13 protein-coding genes are annotated in these 18,546 nt (G+C 66.0%); 9 read left to right on the forward strand and 4 right to left on the reverse strand.

What is annotated here, in order from left to right; all coding sequences use genetic code 11:
• The first annotated feature begins 146 nt into the window (after positions 1-146).
• Positions 147-1,514, forward strand: coding sequence for a magnesium transporter (gene mgtE, locus FHT08_RS17655; protein WP_166776082.1), 1,368 nt, complete (start codon positions 147-149; stop codon positions 1,512-1,514).
• Between the two features lie 224 nt (positions 1,515-1,738).
• Here mgtE and FHT08_RS17660 read toward each other — a convergent pair whose 3' ends face one another.
• The 3 genes from FHT08_RS17660 to FHT08_RS17670 all read right to left on the reverse strand — a co-directional run bounded on the left by FHT08_RS17660 (position 1,739) and on the right by FHT08_RS17670 (position 6,044).
• Entirely contained in the window at positions 1,739-4,078 is a 2,340-nt protein-coding gene (locus FHT08_RS17660; RefSeq protein ID WP_166776084.1) for a TonB-dependent hemoglobin/transferrin/lactoferrin family receptor, read from the reverse strand.
• Between the two features lie 139 nt (positions 4,079-4,217).
• Positions 4,218-5,117 carry an EF-hand domain-containing protein gene (locus FHT08_RS17665; protein ID WP_166776086.1) on the reverse strand — a complete coding sequence of 300 codons (900 nt, stop codon included), beginning with the start codon at positions 5,115-5,117 and terminating at the stop codon, positions 4,218-4,220.
• Positions 5,118-5,258: 141 nt separating this feature from the next.
• Positions 5,259-6,044 carry a DUF4198 domain-containing protein gene (locus FHT08_RS17670; protein ID WP_016904362.1) on the reverse strand — a complete coding sequence of 262 codons (786 nt, stop codon included), beginning with the start codon at positions 6,042-6,044 and terminating at the stop codon, positions 5,259-5,261.
• Between the two features lie 199 nt (positions 6,045-6,243).
• Between FHT08_RS17670 and FHT08_RS17675 the strand changes: the two genes are divergently transcribed.
• From FHT08_RS17675 to FHT08_RS17725, 8 genes are all read left to right on the forward strand, one after another.
• Positions 6,244-8,952: a bifunctional acetate--CoA ligase family protein/GNAT family N-acetyltransferase gene (locus FHT08_RS17675; RefSeq protein ID WP_102596997.1), complete on the forward strand. Its 2,709-nt coding sequence runs from the start codon at positions 6,244-6,246 to the stop codon at positions 8,950-8,952.
• Positions 8,953-9,058: 106 nt separating this feature from the next.
• Positions 9,059-10,099: a DUF475 domain-containing protein gene (locus FHT08_RS17680; protein ID WP_026064785.1), complete on the forward strand. Its 1,041-nt coding sequence runs from the start codon at positions 9,059-9,061 to the stop codon at positions 10,097-10,099.
• 1,583 nt (positions 10,100-11,682) lie between these two features.
• Positions 11,683-14,181 (forward strand): ribonucleoside-diphosphate reductase subunit alpha, encoded by a 2,499-nt coding sequence (locus tag FHT08_RS17700; RefSeq protein ID WP_104605852.1) that lies wholly within the window; start codon positions 11,683-11,685, stop codon positions 14,179-14,181.
• Between the two features lie 176 nt (positions 14,182-14,357).
• The gene (locus FHT08_RS17705; protein WP_016903642.1) at positions 14,358-15,401 is read left to right on the forward strand and encodes a ribonucleotide-diphosphate reductase subunit beta; all 1,044 of its coding nucleotides are present in this window, start codon (positions 14,358-14,360) and stop codon (positions 15,399-15,401) included.
• Positions 15,402-15,519: 118 nt separating this feature from the next.
• Positions 15,520-16,290 carry an ImmA/IrrE family metallo-endopeptidase gene (locus tag FHT08_RS17710; protein ID WP_243849082.1) on the forward strand — a complete coding sequence of 257 codons (771 nt, stop codon included), beginning with the start codon at positions 15,520-15,522 and terminating at the stop codon, positions 16,288-16,290.
• Between the two features lie 13 nt (positions 16,291-16,303).
• On the forward strand, positions 16,304-16,786 hold the full coding sequence (locus FHT08_RS17715) for a flavodoxin (RefSeq protein WP_166776093.1): 483 nt from the start codon (positions 16,304-16,306) through the stop codon (positions 16,784-16,786).
• The gene (locus FHT08_RS17720; RefSeq protein ID WP_104560576.1) at positions 16,758-17,084 is read left to right on the forward strand and encodes a thioredoxin family protein; all 327 of its coding nucleotides are present in this window, start codon (positions 16,758-16,760) and stop codon (positions 17,082-17,084) included. Before FHT08_RS17715 ends, FHT08_RS17720 begins: the two co-directional genes overlap by 29 nt.
• A gap of 382 nt (positions 17,085-17,466) precedes the next feature.
• The gene (locus tag FHT08_RS17725; protein WP_104537658.1) at positions 17,467-17,874 is read left to right on the forward strand and encodes an acyl-CoA thioesterase; all 408 of its coding nucleotides are present in this window, start codon (positions 17,467-17,469) and stop codon (positions 17,872-17,874) included.
• 6 nt (positions 17,875-17,880) lie between these two features.
• On the opposite strand, the gene FHT08_RS17730 is transcribed toward FHT08_RS17725, so the two are convergent.
• A complete protein-coding gene (locus tag FHT08_RS17730; RefSeq protein WP_166776095.1) occupies positions 17,881-18,396 on the reverse strand; it encodes a hypothetical protein in 516 nt (171 codons plus the stop codon).
• Positions 18,397-18,546: the final 150 nt, after the last annotated feature.

Genomic DNA, 18,546 nt, shown 5'->3' on the forward strand with positions numbered 1-18,546 from the left:
GATCACCGGCCGGTGCGCACTCTCGGAGCCCTTTTCATGTCCAGCGACAGTCACCCTAGACCCGGGTCGATGACCCAGCTGGCGCGCGCCTGAGACGTCAAGGTTCGCCGGCTGTCATCGACGACGGTCGTCACCAGGCGAACCCCATGTCCAACGAAACCCTGCGCCTTGCCCAAGGCGTCGATGCCTTGATCGCACCCATCGCCGACTTCAACACGGCCGATGCGGTGGAATACCTCAACACCCTCGGCCGCGACGAGGCCGCACAGGTGCTGGCCGCGCTGGCGCAGCCGCGTGCGGTGAAATTGCTCGAACAACCCGAGCTGCACGCCGCCAGCGCGCTGGTCGCGCTGCTGCCGGCCGAGCAGGCCGCATCCCTGCTCGGGCAGATGGCCGACGACCGCGCCACCGACATCTTCCACGGCCTGGATGCCGACCAGCGCGCGCCACTGCTGTGGTTGCTCAGTGCCGAGGCGCGGCTGTCGATCCAGGCGTTGATGCGCTACCCGCCCAATACCGCCGGCGCGCTGATGACCACCGAGTTCGTGGCGGTGCCGGCCGACTGGACGGTGGGCCGCACCCTGCAGCACATCCGCCAGGTGGAGCGCAGCCGCGAGACGGTCTATGCGATCTATCTGCTCGATCCGCACAGCCGCGTGCTGACCCAGGTGGTCACCATGCGCCGGCTGATCACCGGCGCGCCGGACGCGCCGATCCTGGAGGTGGCACAGGTCAACCCGCCGGTCACGGTGGACCCGGCGCTGGACCAGGAAGAAGTCGCCCGCCTGATCCGCCGCCACGACCTGCTGGCGATCCCGGTGGTGGATGCCCATGGCCATGTGCTCGGCATCGTCACCGTGGACGATGTGCTGGATGCATTGATCGCCGAGTCCACCGAGGACGTGCACAAGTTCGGCGGCATGGAGGCGCTGGACAAGCCCTACATGCAGATCGGCTTCGGCCAGATGATCAAGAAGCGCGCCGGTTGGCTGAGCGTGCTGTTCCTGGGCGAAATGCTCACCGCCAGCGCGATGCAGCACTTCGAGGACGAGTTGTCCAAGGCGGTGGTGCTGACCCTGTTCATTCCGCTGATCATGAGCTCCGGCGGTAACTCCGGCTCGCAGGCCACCTCGCTGCTGATCCGCTCGCTGGCACTGCGCGAGCTGCGCCTGGGCGACTGGTGGAAGGTGGCGCTGCGCGAGCTGCCGACCGGGCTCACCCTGGGCACCATCCTGGGCATCCTGGCGATCGTGCGCATCACCATCTGGCAGACCGCCGGCCTGTACGACTACGGCCCGCACTGGCAGATGGTGGCGCTGACCATCGGCGCGGCGCTGATCGGCATTGTCACCTTCGGCTCGCTGTCCGGCTCGATGCTGCCGTTCGTGCTGCAGCGGCTCGGCTTCGACCCGGCCAGCGCCTCGGCCCCGTTCGTGGCGACCCTGGTGGATGTCACCGGGTTGGTGATCTATTTCAGCATTGCTGCCGCGATCCTCAGCGGCACCTTGTTGTAGCGCAGCGGGAAGGGGGCGGGGTGCGCGCAGCGCTGCGCGCCCGCCATGCCCTGGTCGAGGTGTCGCATGCGGTGCGGCACCTCACCCGGTTGTCGACTCTGCGTCCCGGCAATCGAAACGCGAAACCCGACGCAACGCGCCCGGTGCAGGGCCAGGCGGTACCGGCTGGTCCGGCCTGCATCGCTGCACGGCGGGGCATGCAGCGATGCGCAGCGGCGATCGCATCAGAAGGTCACGTATAGCGTGGCACGCAGGTTGCGCCCCGGTTCGCTGTAGCGACCGATGCCGTCGTCGGTGGCATAGCCGTACAGATAGAAATCGCCGCGGGTGACATTGCGGATGCGCGCCCACTGGTAGTAGCGCTCGTCGAACAGGTTGTAGACGCCGAGATTGACGCGCACGTGCGCGTTGAAGCGGTAGCTGCCGAACAGGTCGACCACGCTGTAGGCGTCGCTGAGGAACGGCTCGGCCGCAGCGCCGAAGATGTCGTTCTCGACGTTGACGTCCTTGGCCTGCTTGGCCAGCGCGTGGGTGATGTTGGCGGTGACACGCAGGCGCTCGTCCAGGCCCTGCCAGCTCAGGCCGAGCACGCCGCGATCCGGATTGATGCTGTCCAGCGGGCGGCCATCTTCCAGCTCGCCCTGATTGTGGGTCCATGCCGCGCGCAGCAGCCAGGCGTCGCCGAGCTTGAACTGCGCATCCAGTTCCACGCCCTTGACCTCGACCTGACCGACGTTGAGCAGCGTGGTGTAGGCGTAGCCGTTGCGCGTGGTGCACACGCCGCGGGTACAGGTCTGGTAGAGCGTGCCGGCATCGGTGGTGACCGTCTCGCTCTGGATGAAGTCGTCGTAGCGGTCGCGGAACACCGACAGGCCCACGCGCGCCCAGTCGCTTTCCCAGCGCCAGCCCAGTTCCAGGTTGAGGCTGCGCTCGGCTTCGAGCGCGGGGTTGGCGGCCACCGTCGGCACGTTGACGGTAGCGCCGGTGTCCAGCCGGGTCAGTGCGGTGATGCTGGTCGGGGCGTACATCTCGGCGGTGGTCGGCGCCCGGAAGCCGCGCCCGGCCTGGAACCACAACGTCTGCTGCGGGGTGAACGCGTAGCTGATGCCGGCCTGCCAGGTCGGCGAGGCGAAGGTCACCTCGCGCACCGTGCCGGTGACGTCGACGAAGGTGGACGACAGCGTCGGCGCATAGCGGTAGTGGTCGTAGCGCGCACCCAGGGTGAGCTGCAGGCGGTCGTCGAGCAGGCCGATGCGGTCGCGCAGGTACACGCTCCACGTGTCGGCATCGGTCTTGGGCACCTGCGCCGGGTCGACGGTGGCGGTGTCCAGCGTGCCGGCGTTGTTCCAGCGGTAGTCGATCGCGCTGAAATCGATGCTGCGGCGCTGCCAGGCTGCCCCGTACAGCAGCGCTTGCGACCAGCCGCTTCCCTGCAGCCGCTTGTCGAAATCGACCGCGAGGCGGTCCAGGGTCTGCTCGGTGTCGCGGTCCTCGGCACGGCGACACGGCAGCGCCACCGTGCAGCGGGTGGTGGCAGCGGTGGCCGGGGTGCTCGAGCTGCCGCTCTGGGTGAGGATGCGGGTGGTGCCGCGGCTGTCGGTCTGCTGGCGGTCGAGCTGCGCCTCCATGGTGTCGAACAAGGTGTTGTCGGCGTTCCAGATGTAGCGCAGGCCATAGCGGTCACGGTCGTTGCTGTCTTCGCCGATGCGCTCGGCGTAGCTGGGCGCGCTGACGCGGCTCAGGTTGTCGACCCGGTTCTGCGAGCGATTGCGTTCGTACACCACGCCGATGCGGTGCTGCGCATTCGGCACCACGTCGAGCTTGGCCAGCACGTTGTCGCTCTGGCTGTCGACCGGGTCGGGCGTGCGCCGCGCGCTGCCGGTGTCGATGTCGGTGCTGGAGTACCAGCCTTCCGATTCGTGGCCCTCGCGGCGGGTGTAGGTCAACATCGATTCGACGATGCCGCTGCGGTTGGCGACGGTGAGGTTGCCGAGCAATTGGTCGTTATGGCCGGTGTAGCCGGTCTTCAGGCCGACATAACTGTCGTTGCCCTGTGCCTTGAGGTAGTCGTAGGGATCCTTGGTGGTGAACACCACCGCGCCACCGAGCGCGCCGCTGCCGGCACTGATGGAGTCGGCGCCCTTGACGATGTCCACGCGCTTGAGCGAATCGACGTCAACCCCGCCGCGGCCGGCGCGGAAGAACTCGTAGTCGCGCGCGGTCTCCACGCCCTCGGCCATCGACAGGCCATCGATGGTCATCGCCACCCGGTCGCCTTCCAGGCCGCGGATGTTGAAGCCGTTCTCGCCGAAGCGGCCCATGTCGGCGATGCTGACGCCGGGGATGTAACGCACCAGGTCTTCCATGCTCTCGGCCTGCTCCTGCTGCAGCTGCGCGGTGTCGAGGGTGGTGACGTTCTGGTTGCTGGAGGCGCGCTTGTCGCGCGCGGCCTTCACTTCGACCGGGTCGAAGGTGGTGGCGTCGGCGGGTGCCTGTTCGGCATGCAGCGGGAAGGCCAGGCCGGCGGCGATCGCCAGGGCCAGCAGGGTCGGTGTCGAGGTCATCGTGGAGTCCACAGTCAGGAAAGAGGAAGGGGCGCCGGAAGGCGCGCACCTGGCTGCGGGCGGCAAGAGCGGTCGCGTGGCTGGGTGGGCCCGCCGGTGGCGGGCCAGGGGCGCGGGCGCCAAGGCCCGCGTCGGGAGGTCAGTCGGCCCGGGCCGGCGTGGTGGCCGGCGCAGTCGCAGGCGCTGGCGGCGGCAACGCGGCATCGCCGGCATCGACCACGCCGTCGTGGTTACGGTCGACGCGGGCGAAGGTGCGCAGCCCCGAGGCCTGATATTCGGCAAAGCTCATGCGCTGGTCCTTGTCGGTATCGAGCACGGTGAAACGCACATGCACCTGGCGGTCGTCGGCCTGCTCGAGCGCGGTAAGGCGGCGGTTGAGGCGGTCCTCGAACTCCACCCGGTACTCGTCCAGCGACAGCGCCGCGTTGCGGTCGCCGTCGGCACTGGCGAACTGCGCTGCGCGCAGGTCCGCGTACTCCTTGCGGCCCACCTTGCCGTCGCCGTTTTCGTCGTACAGCGCGACAAAGCCCTCGGCCGAGCCGCTGTCGGGCATGCCCGGGCGGCCACCGTCGCGATCGAAGGCGAGCGTCCGCTCGGTGCCGGCCTCCTTGGCCGCCGCCTCCAGCGCCGCCTGGCCGCGCGTCCAGTCCTGCGCCCCGGTGGCATCGAATTCGGCGCGCGACACCTGCCCGTCGCCGTCGATATCGAGTGCGGCAAAACGGGTCCGGCCTTGTGCCGCCTGAGCGCCGCGTTCCTGCTCCAGCGCACGCTGGCGGCGCTGGCGGAACTCGGCCACGTACTCGTCCTCGTCGACGCTGCCGTCGTGGTTGCGGTCGGTGGCGTCGAAGCGGGCGCGGCGGAAGGCCGCGAAGTCGGCGGCGGTAATGCGGCCGTCGTGGTCGTCGTCATGCTGGGTGATGAAGGCTTGCACGTTGTTGCCGTGCCCGCCGAGCAGCGGGCGCGGGTCGGACTGGGCGATTGCGGTCGCAGGAAGCAGCAGCGCGCACAGGCACGCGCCGGCCAGGGAGCCAGGGTTCATGGGTTGCCTCTTGAGGAAAAAAACGGTGCCGGGCCGTGGCGCTGGCTGGGCCTGCAGGCGGATCGGTGGGCCGGGCGGATGCGCCGCGCCGGTGGCGTCATGCTGGTGGGGCAATGCAACCGCCGCAGCGGCTGCGCGGCGCTATGGCTCCAGCACCTGGAAGGTGAGCGTGGTGCTGTTGCTGTACTCGCGCACCGGGGCATCGGGCGGGGCCGGGGTGCGGTGGCGGGTCAGCGCCAGCCAGGTGCCGGCGCGGTCCAGTTGCAGGGTGGCGCGGCCCGCTGCGTCGGTGGTCACGCTGACCTGCGCCGGCTTGCGGTCGGAGGTCCAGACCGCCTCGCTGATGTCCACGCTCTGCCTGGCCAGCGGCACGCCGTCGTACTGCACCGTGAAGGCGAAGGTCTCGCCGACGTACAGGTCGTTTGGATGCGTTACCGGCACCAGCTCCAGCCCGCGGTTGCGCGGCGCCAGTGCGCGTCGATCGGGTTTGCCGACGCTCAGATAGGTTTCCGCCAGGGTGCGCGACTGGAAACTGGCGATCAGCGTGGCGCCCTTGGGCATGGCTACGTTCGGGTCGCGCACGGTCTGCCGTTTGCCGTCCAGCTCCCAGGTGCGGAACTGCGCACCCACGCGCAGGCCGGTGCTGACCCGATAGGTGCCGGGCTGTTTGCCCAGGGTGTGTTCGACCACGGTGCGGGTGTCGAGCGGCTGCACCCGGGCCGGTTCGACATCGCGACCGTCGGGCCCGGTGATGCTGAAGTGGCTCTGGTCGAAGGCCGCTTCCGGGACGAAAAAGGTCTCGGCGAAGGCCGCGTCCAGGGTCACCGTCTGGCCGGGCTGGGGCGCGAAGGTGTTGGGTGCCAGATAAGGGGTGTGCGCAGAGGCGGACGCAGCGAGCAGCAGCGCCGACAAGGTCAGCAGTTTCATTGGGGGGCCCTGTTCCGAGTGGGTCGCTGGCGGAGGGCGCGGGGCGGCGCAGGAAGCTGGCTGACCACGGGATATTAACGAAAATGCGAATCGTTCACAACAAATAAGGGGCGGTGCGTCGCTGTTCTGTGCCGCGCGATCGATGACGTGCGCTCGGGCCGACGTGTACCGTGTCCGTTTCTCCGCGTCTCTTTTAGCCATGAGTACCTACCACCTGCAGCAGGTCTTTCGCCCCACCACCGTGGCGGTGGTGGGCGGCAGTCCGCGTGATCGCTCGGCCGGGCGGGCGGTGGTGCGCAACCTGCGCGCAGCCGGGTTTGCCGGGCAGATCGGCTGGGTGAGCCCGCGCTACAGCGAGATCGATGGCGTGCGCACGGTGGCGCGGCTGACCGATCTGGCCTGGGTGCCGGACCTGGTGGTGATCACCGCGCCGGCGCGCATCGTGCCGCGCATCGTGTCGATCGCGGCGCGACGCGGGGTGGCCGCGGCAATCATCCTCACCGCCGGGCTGGGCAGTGGCCCCGGCTCGCCGGCTGCGCGGATGGAGGCGGCCGCGCGCGCCAAGGGCATGCGCATCCTCGGCCCGCACTGCCTGGGCGTGATCGCCCCGCATGCGCGGCTCAATGCCAGCATCGCTGCGCATTGCCCGCAGGCCGGCGACCTGGCGCTGATTTCCGAATCCAGCGCGATTGCCGCCGCACTGGTGGAATGGGGCGTGGCGCGCTCGGTGGGGTTCTCGGCGGTGGTGTCGCTGGGCGATACGCTGGATGTGGATTTCGGCGATCTGCTCGACTACTTCGCCACCGACTACCGCACCCGCGCGATCCTGCTGTATGTCGAACGCATCGGCGATGCGCGCAAGTTCATGTCGGCCGCACGCGCCGCCGCGCGCGCCAAGCCGGTGGTGGTGGTCAAGTCCGGGCGCCAGTTCCGCATCAATCCCAATGCCGACACCCATGCGCAGGCGCTGGCCGGCTCGGATGCGGTGTATGGCGCGGCATTCGCGCGTGCCGGTCTGTTGCGGGTGGGCGCGCTGGACGAATTGTTCGCCGCCGCCGAAACCCTGGGCCGGCTCGGCAGTTTTCCCGGCCGGCGGCTGGCCATCCTCAGCAATGGCGGCGGGGTGGGGCAGCTGGCGGTGGACCAGTTGGTGCTGCGCGGCGGCACCCTGGCCGAGCTGTCGGCCAAGACGCTGGAGCGGCTGGATCAATCGCTGCCGCAGGGCTGGTCGCGCAGCAATCCGGTCGACATCATCGTCGATGCCGACGGGCCGCGTTATGCCGCGGCGATCGAAGCCTTGCTGGACGACCCCGAGAACGACGCACTGCTGGTGGTCAACGTGCCCACCGCATTCACCTCCTCGGCCGATGCGGCCAAGGCGCTGACCCGCGCGCTGGACCAACGCAACCGCCACCAGCGCGAAAAGCCGGTGTTCGCGGTATGGCTGGGCCAGGACGATGCGGCGATTGCCGCACTCAATGCCGCGCGCGTGCCCACCTTTGCGACCGAATCGGACGCGGTGCGCGGCTTCACCCACCTGGTGCGCTACCGCGAGGCGCAGGCGGCGTTGATGGAGACCCCGCCCAGCCTGCCGGAAGATTTCGTGGTGGATGCCGGCATCGCCCGCGCGCTGGTGGAGGAGGCGCTGGCCGCGGGCCAGCGCTGGCTGGATCCGGTGGCCACCAACCGGCTGCTGGCCGCCTACGGCATCCCGATCGTGCCGCTGCAGGTGGCCGCCACCGCCAACGAGGCCGCCTTGCTGGCCGACCCGTTACTGGCCGTCGGCCGCACGGTGACCTTGAAGGTGCTGTCCAGCGACATCGCGCACAAGTCCGATGTCGACGGCGTACGCCTGAACCTGTCCAGCGTGGCGGCGGTGCGCGAAGCGGCGACCGGCATCCTGGCGCGTGCGCGCACCGCGCACCCCAAGGCGGTGATCGATGGGGTGATCGTGCAGCCCACGGTGCTGCGGCCCAAGGCGCGCGAATTGATCGCAGGGATCGCCGACGACCCGGTGTTCGGCCCGGCGATCGTGTTCGGGCGCGGCGGCACTGCGGTGGAAGTGATCAACGACCGCGAGCTGGCGCTGCCGCCGCTGGACCTGCGTCTGGCCCACGAACTGATCGGGCGCACGCGGGTGTCGCGCATCCTCAAGGCCTACCGCGACGTGCCGGCCGCCGACGAGCGCGCGGTGGCATTGGTGCTGGTCAAGCTGGCGCAGCTGGCTGCCGACATCCCCGAGATCACCGAGCTGGATATCAACCCGCTGCTGGCCGACCGCGATGGCGTGATTGCGCTGGACGCGCGCGTGGCGGTGGCACCGGCGCGCAAGCTGCACAAGGGGCGCGGTCATCCGCGCTTTGCGATCTTTCCGTATCCGAAGGAATGGGAGCGCCAGATCGGGCTGGGCGATGGCACGCACGCGCTGGTGCGCCCGGTGCGCCCCGAGGACGATGCATTGTTCCGCGCGTTCTTCGCGCGGGTGACCGACGAAGACCTGCGGCTGCGCTTCTTCCAGTTGGTCAAGCATTTCAGCCACGAATTCATCGCGCGGCTGACCCAGCTCGATTACGCGCGCTCGATCGCGCTGGTGGCCATCGACCCCAAGACCGGCGACATGCTCGGCGCGGTGCGGCTGCATGCCGACGCCGACTACGAGCGCGGGGAGTACGGCATCCTGATCCGCTCCGACCTCAAGGGCCACGGCATCGGCTGGCAGCTGATGCGCATCATGATCGAGTACGCGCGCTGGCTGGGCCTGAAGCAGATCGAAGGCCAGGTGCTGCGCGAGAACCGCACCATGCTGGCGATGTGCCAGAGCCTGGGCTTCGGGGTCCGCCCGGATCCGGACGATGCGACCCTGATGGCGGTGACACTCCCTATAATGGGCGAGCCACGCCCGGCCTGACCTTGCGTCACGCCGCGGTCCCCCATCCTCCACCGCATGCCGGATCTGCCGGGCCCCGCCCTGGCCGGTTGCTCCGGCTGTCGTCTCGGCCCGCCTGGGAGTGTCAATGTTTCGCGATTTCAGAATGTCGTTCTTGGTCACAGCGATCTGCCTGGGCCTGGCTGCCTGGTGGGGTCATACCTCCGCGATGGGCATCTGGCAGGCGCTGTGGCTGTGCCTGGTGCTGAGCGTGCTGGAGGTGTCGTTGTCGTTCGACAACGCGGTGGTCAACGCCGGCGTGCTCAAGCACATGAATGCGTTCTGGCAGAAGCTGTTCCTCACCGTCGGCATCCTGATCGCGGTGTTCGGCATGCGCCTGGTGTTTCCGATCGTGATCGTGTCGGTGGCCACCGGCATGGGTCTGGTGCCGGTGATGCAGATGGCGCTGAAGGAGCCGGACCGCTACAGCCAGGTACTGACCGACAACTACCCGTCCATCGCCGCCTTCGGTGGCATGTTCCTGCTGCTGGTGTTCCTGAACTTCCTGTTCGACCAGGAGCGCAAGCTGCACTGGCTCGGGCCGGTGGAACGGCTGGTCGGCAAGCTGGGCAAGGCCGATGCGATGTCGGTGATCGTGGCGGTGTCGGTGCTGCTGGGCACCAAGCTGTTCCTGCCTGACGAAATCTTCCAGAGCGTGCTGTTCGCCGGCCTGGGCGGCATCCTGCTGTACCTGCTGGTCGGCAGCGTGGACGCGCTGTTCGAGGCCGAAGAGGGCGAGGACGGCATGGGCCCGGCCAAGCGCTCGGGTATTGCCGCCTTCCTGTACCTGGAAGTGCTGGACGCCTCGTTCTCGTTCGACGGGGTGATCGGCGCGTTCGCGATCACCCGCGATGTGGTGATCATCATGCTGGGCCTGGCGATCGGCGCGATGTTCGTGCGTTCGATGACGGTCTATCTGGTGCACAAGGGCACGCTGGACGAGTTCGTGTTCCTGGAGCACGGCGCCCATTACGCCATCGGCGTGCTGGCGATCATCATGCTGGTCGGCACCGTATACCACGTGCCGGAAGTGCTGACCGGCCTGATCGGCGTGGCCTTCATCGCCGCCTCGGTGTGGTCGTCGATCCGCTACCGCAAGCGCCACCACATCGGCCCGACCGAGATCTGATCTCGCGCATGGCCGCGCTCAGGGCGTAATGCTGTTCACTTGAGAGCGGCTGACAGCGTCTTCATGGCCATCGGGCGGGCGTCGCTAGTTCTGTGGCTTGGCTGCAGGGCTCCTGCCTGCCCACACTCGACGCAGTGAGTTGCTGCAGGGCCCTTGCCCGCCCACCATCGCGGGACACGCCGCAAGTACGTCCTTGTAGGCTCTTACGCGGCATCCATGCCGCGTAAGGTCCCGCGACGGTGAGCGGACAAGGACCAGTCGAGTTGGTCGGTGTGCACGGCTTTCTATAAACCACCGGCTGACTTTCTGGCTGGTGCGGTGCCCTCGCAGCGCCCTTGACGCTGTGAGTTTGCTGCAGGGCCCTTGCCCGCCCACCCTCGCGGGACACGCCGCAAGTACGTCCATGTAGGCTCTGGCGCGGCATCCATGCCGCTCAAGGTCCCGCGACGGTGAGCGGACAAGGACCAGTCAAGTTGGTCGGTGTGCACGGCTTTCTATAAACCACCGGCTGACTTTCTGGCTGGTGCGGTGCCCTCGCCGCGCCCTTGACGCTGTGAGTTTGCTGCAGGGCCCTTGCCCGCCCACCCTCGCGGGACACGCCGCAAGTACATCCATGTAGGCTCTGGCGCGGCATCCATGCCGCTCAAGGTCCCGCGACGGTGGGCGGACAAGGACCAGCCGAGTTGGTCGGTGTGCACGGGTGGAGCCGTGTTTGATGCGCGTTGTTCGATCATGACGCGCCGGCTCCGCGTCCGACGCGCAATGCGCTACAGCAGCTTTCACGCGACCACCGACCAACTTTCTGGTGCGGTGTCCTCGCCGATTGCGGGACCGTTGGCGGCATGGATGCCGCCATCGAGCCCCCAGGGACGGGTTCACGGCGTGTCCCGCGAGCGGTGAGGGCGCCGCGCCCTCGACCTAAAGTCGGCAGTGCGAGTTTCCTCCCGTCGCCCGGGCCAGAGCAGGCGTCCCAGGCGTGGGGTGCCGCCTGAGGCAGTCACGGCCAACCGTGACCGGCCTCGGCATCGATGGGTGTCGCAGCCGACCCAACCGGACCCAACCGATCGACAAAATTGCCGTTTCGGGCCTTGACTGCGCACTCAGATTGGGCAGTCCGCGGCGGCGAATCGACCGTTCGTCAGATGGCGCTTTGCACCACAAGGGTTTACGGGCTTTTCCCACATTATGTGTTGACCCCTCATGGGTACCCCACTATCTTGGGGGAGTCGGTGGTTGGCTGCCCCAAGCAGCTGGACCTGAAAGAGCACGATCTGCAGTCGGTACGCGGTCGATCAGCCTCCTCGCCGCAACCGCATTCGGTGTCATCCAGCCATCCATGGCAATGCCGTGGCGCGGACTGCGTGGGCCGATGGGGTTGCGGTTGTTTCGCCACCGACCACTGCGCGACAGCACACCGCGCGGTGGCGGCCGTGGAATCTCCGGGAAGGAGATGGCTGGTGAAGGCGATGCCGCCGCAGACCGTGGGTCTTGCGTGCTGGTCGTCGCGCACCGCCATCGCTGTCCAGGGAATCCGGTCGCAGCCCGTCCCCAGCCGGGTTCGTGTGCCTACGCATGGAGGACGCATGACCACCAACGACACCCTTGCCGCGATCGCCGCCGGTACCGCAACACCCACCAGCGTTCCCGCCAGTGTCGCCGCGCCCGGTTGCGGCGCGCCGGAATTGACCGACCCGTCGGATATCGTGCCGCCTCCCCGCCAAGCCATTGCAATGCACGCACAGACCATCGAAGAACAAGCCGTCGCCACCTGGATCACCAAGGAAGCCGGCAACCGCCGGATCCCGTTCGAGCCGGAGCGCCTGGAGCGCGCCATCGACCAGATCCATGCCGAATTCCCGCAGCTTGACGTGTCCGACTACAAGCGCTCGGTGTTCGGCTTCGTCGACCGCAAGGACAGCGTCAACGCCGACGACCTGGTCGACCATCTGATCCGCGAGGCCGAGGCCCGCGTCGATCTGACCACCCCGGAGTGGGAGCACTTTGCCGCGCGCCTGTACCTGCGCCGCCTGTACAAGCGCGCCAGCCGCAACCGCTTCTACGACGCCAGCCAGAAGTACGGCTCGTTCGTCGGCCTGCAGGAGAGCCTGGCCGACCGCAATGTCTATTCCAACGACATCCTGCGCCGCTACTCCAAGGACGAACTGATCGAAGCCGGCAAGATGATCGAGCCCGAGCGCGACAAGCTGTTCGCCTACAACGGCCTGTACCTGCTGGCCACGCGCTACCTGGCCACCGACAACTCGCGCGGCGTGTTCGAGCTGCCGCAGGAGCGTTGGCTGACCATCGCGCTGTACCTGATGCAGGACGAGATCGGCAACGGCAAGGGCAGCCGCGAGCGCCGCATGCAGCTGGTCGGCGAGGCCTACTGGGCGCTGTCCAACCTGTACATGACCGTGGCCACCCCGACCCTGGCCAATGCCGGCAAGGTCGGCGGCCAGCTGTCGAGCTGCTTCATCGACACCGTCGACGACAGCCTGCAGGGCATCTACGACTCCAATACCGACGTGGCGCGCGTGTCCAAGCACGGCGGCGGCGTGGGCGCGTATCTGGGCTATGTGCGTTCGTCCGGTTCGGCGATCCGCGGGGTGTCCAATTCCTCCGGCGGCGTGGTGCCGTGGATCAAGCAGCTCAACAACACTGCGGTGTCGGTGGATCAGCTGGGCCAGCGCAAGGGCGCCATCGCGGTCTATCTGGACATCTTCCACCGCGACATCGAGTCGTTCCTGGATCTGCGCCTGAACAACGGCGACCAGCGCCTGCGCGCGCACGACGTGTTCACCTCGGTGTGCATCCCCGACCTGTTCATGGAAGCGGTCGAGCGTCGCGGCGACTGGTATCTGTTCGATCCGCACGAAGTGAAGCGGATCAAGGGCTGGTACCTGCAGGACTTCTTTGATGAGAAGAAGGGCGACGCCAACAGCAGCTTCCGTCGCAAGTACGAGGAAGTGGTCGCCGACGAGCGCATCACCCGCAAGACGGTCAAGGCGATCGAGATCTTCAAGCGCATCATGGTCAGCCAGCTGGAAACCGGCAACCCGTTCATGTTCTATCGCGATGAGGTCAATCGCAAGAACCCGAACAAGCACGAGGGCATGGTCTATTCGTCCAACCTGTGCACCGAGATCCTGCAGAACATGAGCCCGACGCGGATGATGCAGGAGATCATCAGCGGCAATCAGATCGTCACCACCAAGAAGGCCGGCGACTTCGTCGTGTGCAACCTGTCCTCGATCAACCTGGGCCGTGCGATCACCGTGCAGGCAGACCAGGCCGATCTGCTGGGCGCCGACGTGCTGGAGCGCTTGATCCCGATCCAGGTGCGCATGCTCGACAACGTGATCGATCTGAACCAATTGCCGGTGCCGCAGGCCACCATCACCAACCAGAAGTACCGCGCCATCGGCCTGGGCACCTTCGGCTGGCACCATCTGCTGGCGCAGAAATCCATCCACTGGAATGCCACCGAAGCCGAGGACTACAGCGACGAGCTGTACGAGCGCATCAACTATCTGACCGTCCAGGCGAGCATGGAGCTGGCCAAGGAAAAGGGCACCTACAGCGTGTTCCGCGGCAGCGACTGGCACACCGGCGAGTATTTCCGTGCGCGCGACTACAACAGCCCGCAGTGGCTGGAGCTGTCCGCGCAGGTGGCCGTCAACGGCGTGCGCAATGCCTGGATGCTGGCGGTTGCGCCGAACATGAGCACCGCGCAGATCGCCGGCTCCACCGCCTCGATCGACCCGATCTACAGCGCGTTCTACTACGAAGAGAAGAAGGACTTCCGTCGCCCGGTCGCCGCACCTGGCCTGTCGCTGGAAACCTGGCCGTACTACGAAAAGGGCGCCTACAAGGTCGACCAGTTCGCCAGCGTGCGCCAGAACGCGCGTCGCCAGCGGCATATCGACCAGTCGATCAGCTTCAACTTCTACGTGCCCAGCACCATCCGTGCGAGCACCTTGCTGGACCTGCACATGACGGCCTGGCGCGAAGGCCTGAAGACTACGTACTACGTGCGCTCCAACGACATCGACATCAGTGAATGCGAGTGGTGTAGCAGCTAAGCGCATTCGCGCTTCGCTTCCACGGTTCGCGTTGCGAACCGTGGACCCTGCTTCATCAGCTCCCACAACCCGCGCCCTCGGCGCGCCCCCTGACTCAGGGGGCTTTCCTCCAGAACCATCGCTGCCGTCGTCCCTGCTGCGCGCGCGCGCGACGCCTGAAATACGAGTAAAGACCCATGTCCGCAACACCGCTTGAGCGCATCAAGATCCTGGAGCCGCGTCACCCGAACCGCTCCACCGCCATCATCAATGGCCAGACGTCCGGCATCCTCAACTGGAACGACATCCCGTACCCGTCCTTCTATCGGGCCTACAAGGAGCTGTCGACCAACTTCTGGATCCCAGACGAAGTGGACATGAAGGGCGACGCACGCCAGTACAACGAGCTGTCGGCGCGCGAGAAGAATGCCTACGACTCGATCATCGGCCTGCTGGCAACGCTGGATTCGCCGCAGACACGCTTCATCTACAACGTCGCCGAATACATCACCGACCCGGCCGCGCACGCCAATGCCGCGATCATCGGCCAGCAGGAAGTGATCCATAACGAGAGCTATAGTTACGTGCTGGCCTCGATCACCGGCCTGGCCGATCAGAACCGCGTGTTCGAGATCGCGCGTACGCATCCGACCATCATCAAGCGCAATGCGCCGATCATGGGCGCCTACGAAGACTTCATGCGCGACAAGACGGCCGAAACGCTGATCCGCGCGCTGATCCAGTCCTCGATCCTGGAAGGCATCAACTTCTATTCCGGCTTTGCGTATTTCTACAATCTGGTGCGCCAGAACCGCATGACCGGCACCGGCAAGATCATCAGCTTCATCAACCGTGACGAACTGGCCCATTCCAAGTTCATCAGCGAGCTGATTCGCGCCATCATCGGCGAGAACCAGGCATTGCAGGGCGACCAGCTCACCGATTACGTGCACAAGGCCTTCGAGCACGCGATCGACCTGGAAACGGTGTGGACGGCCGAAGTGCTGGACGGCATCGACGGTATCGACGTCGACGAGATGATCCGCTACGTGAAGTACCGCGCCAACAAGATGGCCGGCATGCTCGGCATCGAGAAGCTGTACGAAGGCGCCAACGACAACGTGATGCCGTGGATCAAGGCCTACGCCGACAACTTCACCGAGACCAAGACCGACTTCTTCGAAATGCGCAACGCCTCGTACAAGAAGACAAACTCGGACAACGGCTTCGACGATCTCTGAGGCGGAACTATCAACACTTCTCTGTAATTTTACCTACAAGTACGGGGGCACCATGAGCAAGCGATTGGATCCACGCATCTCGTCTAGTCGCATGCGACTTGAGAACCCGTACGCGCACATGGAAGAAATTGAGGCGTGCTGGCAAGCGGGCAATGACCAGAATCGGTATCGATTTGCGAGTTCGGACGGTAAGGCCTTCTCTACAAAGAAAAGCCATAGCTTTGAGTCGATAGAGGCACAAGCTAAAGAGTTGCAACGCGCGATTTGGAAGAAGCGGACAGATCTCGGGCTTAGCCAGAACGTGCACCCGATTGACGTCTTAGACCCGCAGCTTGCCGCGGAGCTTCTGGGCTTTGACTTCACCCTTCATTCTAGTCTTGGTTGGATGATCAACGGCAACCGCCAAGTTTCGGTCGCGGGCATGATTAATCAATCGACTCGATCCATCCAAATCGCAATGGACGCTGACCCAAGAGTCATGCGTTTTACTGCGGCTCATGAGATCGGCCACGCAATTCTTCATCCTGATCAAACAGAGCTACATCGGGATCAGCCGTTAGACGGAGTTAGGCAAGCGCGCAATCGAACCGAACTTGAGGCAGACAAGTTCGCGACCTACTTTTTGCTGCCAGAGAAGCTTCTCACCGAAGAATTTAAGTCTCGCTTCCTGGGTGTTTTTGCCCTCGATGAGCAGACCGCATTTGCTCTACTGAGTAAGCCTATTTTCAAAGTGATTGAAGCTCTTCCGACTCTTCGTCACATCTCTAGGAAGCTTGCGAGTGCGACTTATTACAACGGCTCCCCCTTCGTATCGTTGTCCGAGTCTTTTGGAGTCAGCGTCGAAGCAATGGCCATTCGACTCGAAGAACTGAAACTCGTTATTGAGTGATTGCTTCTCCGAGATGCACATCCTCCTCGCCCACACTTCGCTCAGCGGCAATACGCGTGATGTCGCGCGTGCGATCCACGCGCGCTGCGAGGAACTGGGTCATGCTGTGACTTGGATCGATGCAGATATCCAGACGCTGGCGCAGGCGTGCCCAGATGGAGCGGCGCACGATCTCTATATCCTCGGCAGCTGGAGCATCAACGCCGGGCGCACGCCGCCGGAGATGAAGCGCTTCATCGAGGAGCTCGTGAATGCGGTCGGCAGGCCGGAGCGCCTGGCGGTGTTCGGCACCGGCGAGACGCAGTGGGGCGAGGAGAACTACTGCGGCGCGGCGCGGCGCATCGCCGCGTTCTTCGGTACGCGCTACCCGCGGCTGGAGATCGAACAGATGCCCCATGGCGAACGCGACGCCACCAAGATCCAACGTTGGACCGACCATATTCTTGCCTGTACAGAGACATCCCCCCATGCAAACTCTCCACGCCTCCACGCCTGACGACTACGTCGCCGCCCTGGCTGCGCATCCGCGCTTACTGGTCGACTACTACAAGGACAATTGCCCGGGGTGCAAGATGCTCGACATGTCGCTGACCAAGTTCGCCGCGAGCGAGGACGCTGCGGGCGTCGCACTACTCAAGGTGAAGCTGGAAGTGGTTGGCGAGGAGTTTTTCCGCAGCCTGGGCCTGCGGCAGACGCCGACCTTAGCGCTGTTCAAGAACGGCAGCGAGGTGGCGCGCCTTCCCGGCTTCCAGTCACCGGCGCAGGTGGAAACCGCGGTCAAGACCAGCCTCTGAGCCACCGTGGCGCGCAGCCGCCTGCGCGCTTGCGGTTGCACGCCATCGCATCGGAAAGGTGGCTGCATGCCGCCGCCTTACCCAGTGACCGCGAAGCCATCTTGATGCTCCCGTAGGAGCGGCCCCGGCCGCGACCGCCGTCCCGACAAACCCCATCGCGCGCGCGGCGGTACACGACAGCCAAGCCGAATACCGGCCGCCGGCCAACCCGCCCGCGGCAGCCGCGCGCAAGCGCAGTGCAGCGTCCGCGTCGGCAAGATGGCCGCCAATCACCACTGCGCTACGCTCCGGCGTACGCCGCTGCGGCTGACCGCCTATCCTGTCGGTGCCAGGCTGCTGCAATCGCCCTGGCACGCAGTGCCCCCTTCCCTGGAAACCCCGCATGTCAGACAGCCTGCAGACCCAGCCACCGACCGAAGTCCGCATGGCCGAGATCGTGTTCCCCAACCACACCAACCACATGGGCACGCTGTTCGGTGGGCAGGCGCTGGCGTGGATGGACAAGGCCGCCTTCCTGGCGGCATCGCGCTATGCGCGCCGTGCGGTAGTGACAGCGCGCTCGGACCAGGTGGATTTCAAGCTGCCGATCCGTCAGGGCCAGATGGTGGAAACCATCGCGCGGGTGGTGTCGGTGGGGCGCAGTTCGATCAAGGTGGAAGTGGAACTGATCGCCGAGGATCTGCTCAGCGGCGCACGCGAACTGTGCACCCGCGGCCACTTCGTGATGATCGCGCTCGGCGACGACGGCAAGCCGACCACGGTGCCGCCGCTGTTCGTTACCGGCGACTGACGGCGGTCATTCCTCGACCTCGCGGTCCTCGCGCTTGGTTTCCGCCATCGCCTCGGGCTCCAGCTCTTCGGCGCTGCGATTGAGTTTGACGAAGACGCCCCAGGCGATCAGCAGCAGCGCCGCGCACAGGCCCACCGCCGCCGCATACGGCAGCTTGGCCGGGTCGTCGTGCATCAGCTCGAAGATCGACACCAGCGTCTCGATCGCCAGCGCAATCACGATCACCACGAAGAACCGCGACAGGTAGCGGCGCACACGCGTAGGGCCGCTGACCTTGACGTCGCGCAGGATCTCTTCCTCGAAGATGGTCTGGCCCAGTTCCAGCGTCACCAGCGCCACGGTGAGCAGGCCGATCGCCTCCAGCACCACGTTGAAGCGGTCGCGCACCACCATGTCGCCGCCGGGGGTAAAACCATGCCACAGCTCCAGTGCGGCCATCGCCACCAGACCCGCCGCGCACAGCACGAAAAACGCCAGGATCACGAAATGACCGGCACGGAACAGGTGGCTGAGCAGCTTCATCGGAGGCGACACGGACGAGGGGAGGCAGAGCATCGTGTGCACCGCGTCGTGATGGCGCGAAGGCAGTGGCAACATCCACATCGGAGGCATCGCATTGCGGAGGTATCGCGTGAGGTGTGTCGACGCCTCGCGCCAAGGCGACGCATGCGC

Source organism: Xanthomonas sp. CFBP 8151 (genome assembly GCF_011761885.1).
GTDB lineage: Bacteria > Pseudomonadota > Gammaproteobacteria > Xanthomonadales > Xanthomonadaceae > Xanthomonas > Xanthomonas arboricola_B.

Excerpts from the sequence above, each read along its gene's own strand:
- FHT08_RS17710 (WP_243849082.1), top strand. The coding sequence starts at position 15,520 with ATGGAAGAAATTGAGGCGTGCTGGCAAGCGGGCAATGACCAGAATCGG.
- FHT08_RS17680 (WP_026064785.1), top strand. The coding sequence starts at position 9,059 with ATGTTTCGCGATTTCAGAATGTCGTTCTTGGTCACAGCGATCTGCCTG.
- FHT08_RS17675 (WP_102596997.1), top strand. The coding sequence starts at position 6,244 with ATGAGTACCTACCACCTGCAGCAGGTCTTTCGCCCCACCACCGTGGCG.
- FHT08_RS17670 (WP_016904362.1), bottom strand. The coding sequence starts at position 6,044 with ATGAAACTGCTGACCTTGTCGGCGCTGCTGCTCGCTGCGTCCGCCTCT.
- FHT08_RS17705 (WP_016903642.1), top strand. The coding sequence starts at position 14,358 with ATGTCCGCAACACCGCTTGAGCGCATCAAGATCCTGGAGCCGCGTCAC.
- mgtE (WP_166776082.1), top strand. The coding sequence starts at position 147 with ATGTCCAACGAAACCCTGCGCCTTGCCCAAGGCGTCGATGCCTTGATC.
- FHT08_RS17660 (WP_166776084.1), bottom strand. The coding sequence starts at position 4,078 with ATGACCTCGACACCGACCCTGCTGGCCCTGGCGATCGCCGCCGGCCTG.
- FHT08_RS17720 (WP_104560576.1), top strand. The coding sequence starts at position 16,758 with ATGCAAACTCTCCACGCCTCCACGCCTGACGACTACGTCGCCGCCCTG.
- FHT08_RS17730 (WP_166776095.1), bottom strand. The coding sequence starts at position 18,396 with ATGAAGCTGCTCAGCCACCTGTTCCGTGCCGGTCATTTCGTGATCCTG.
- FHT08_RS17715 (WP_166776093.1), top strand. The coding sequence starts at position 16,304 with ATGCACATCCTCCTCGCCCACACTTCGCTCAGCGGCAATACGCGTGAT.
- FHT08_RS17725 (WP_104537658.1), top strand. The coding sequence starts at position 17,467 with ATGTCAGACAGCCTGCAGACCCAGCCACCGACCGAAGTCCGCATGGCC.
- FHT08_RS17665 (WP_166776086.1), bottom strand. The coding sequence starts at position 5,117 with ATGAACCCTGGCTCCCTGGCCGGCGCGTGCCTGTGCGCGCTGCTGCTT.
- FHT08_RS17700 (WP_104605852.1), top strand. The coding sequence starts at position 11,683 with ATGACCACCAACGACACCCTTGCCGCGATCGCCGCCGGTACCGCAACA.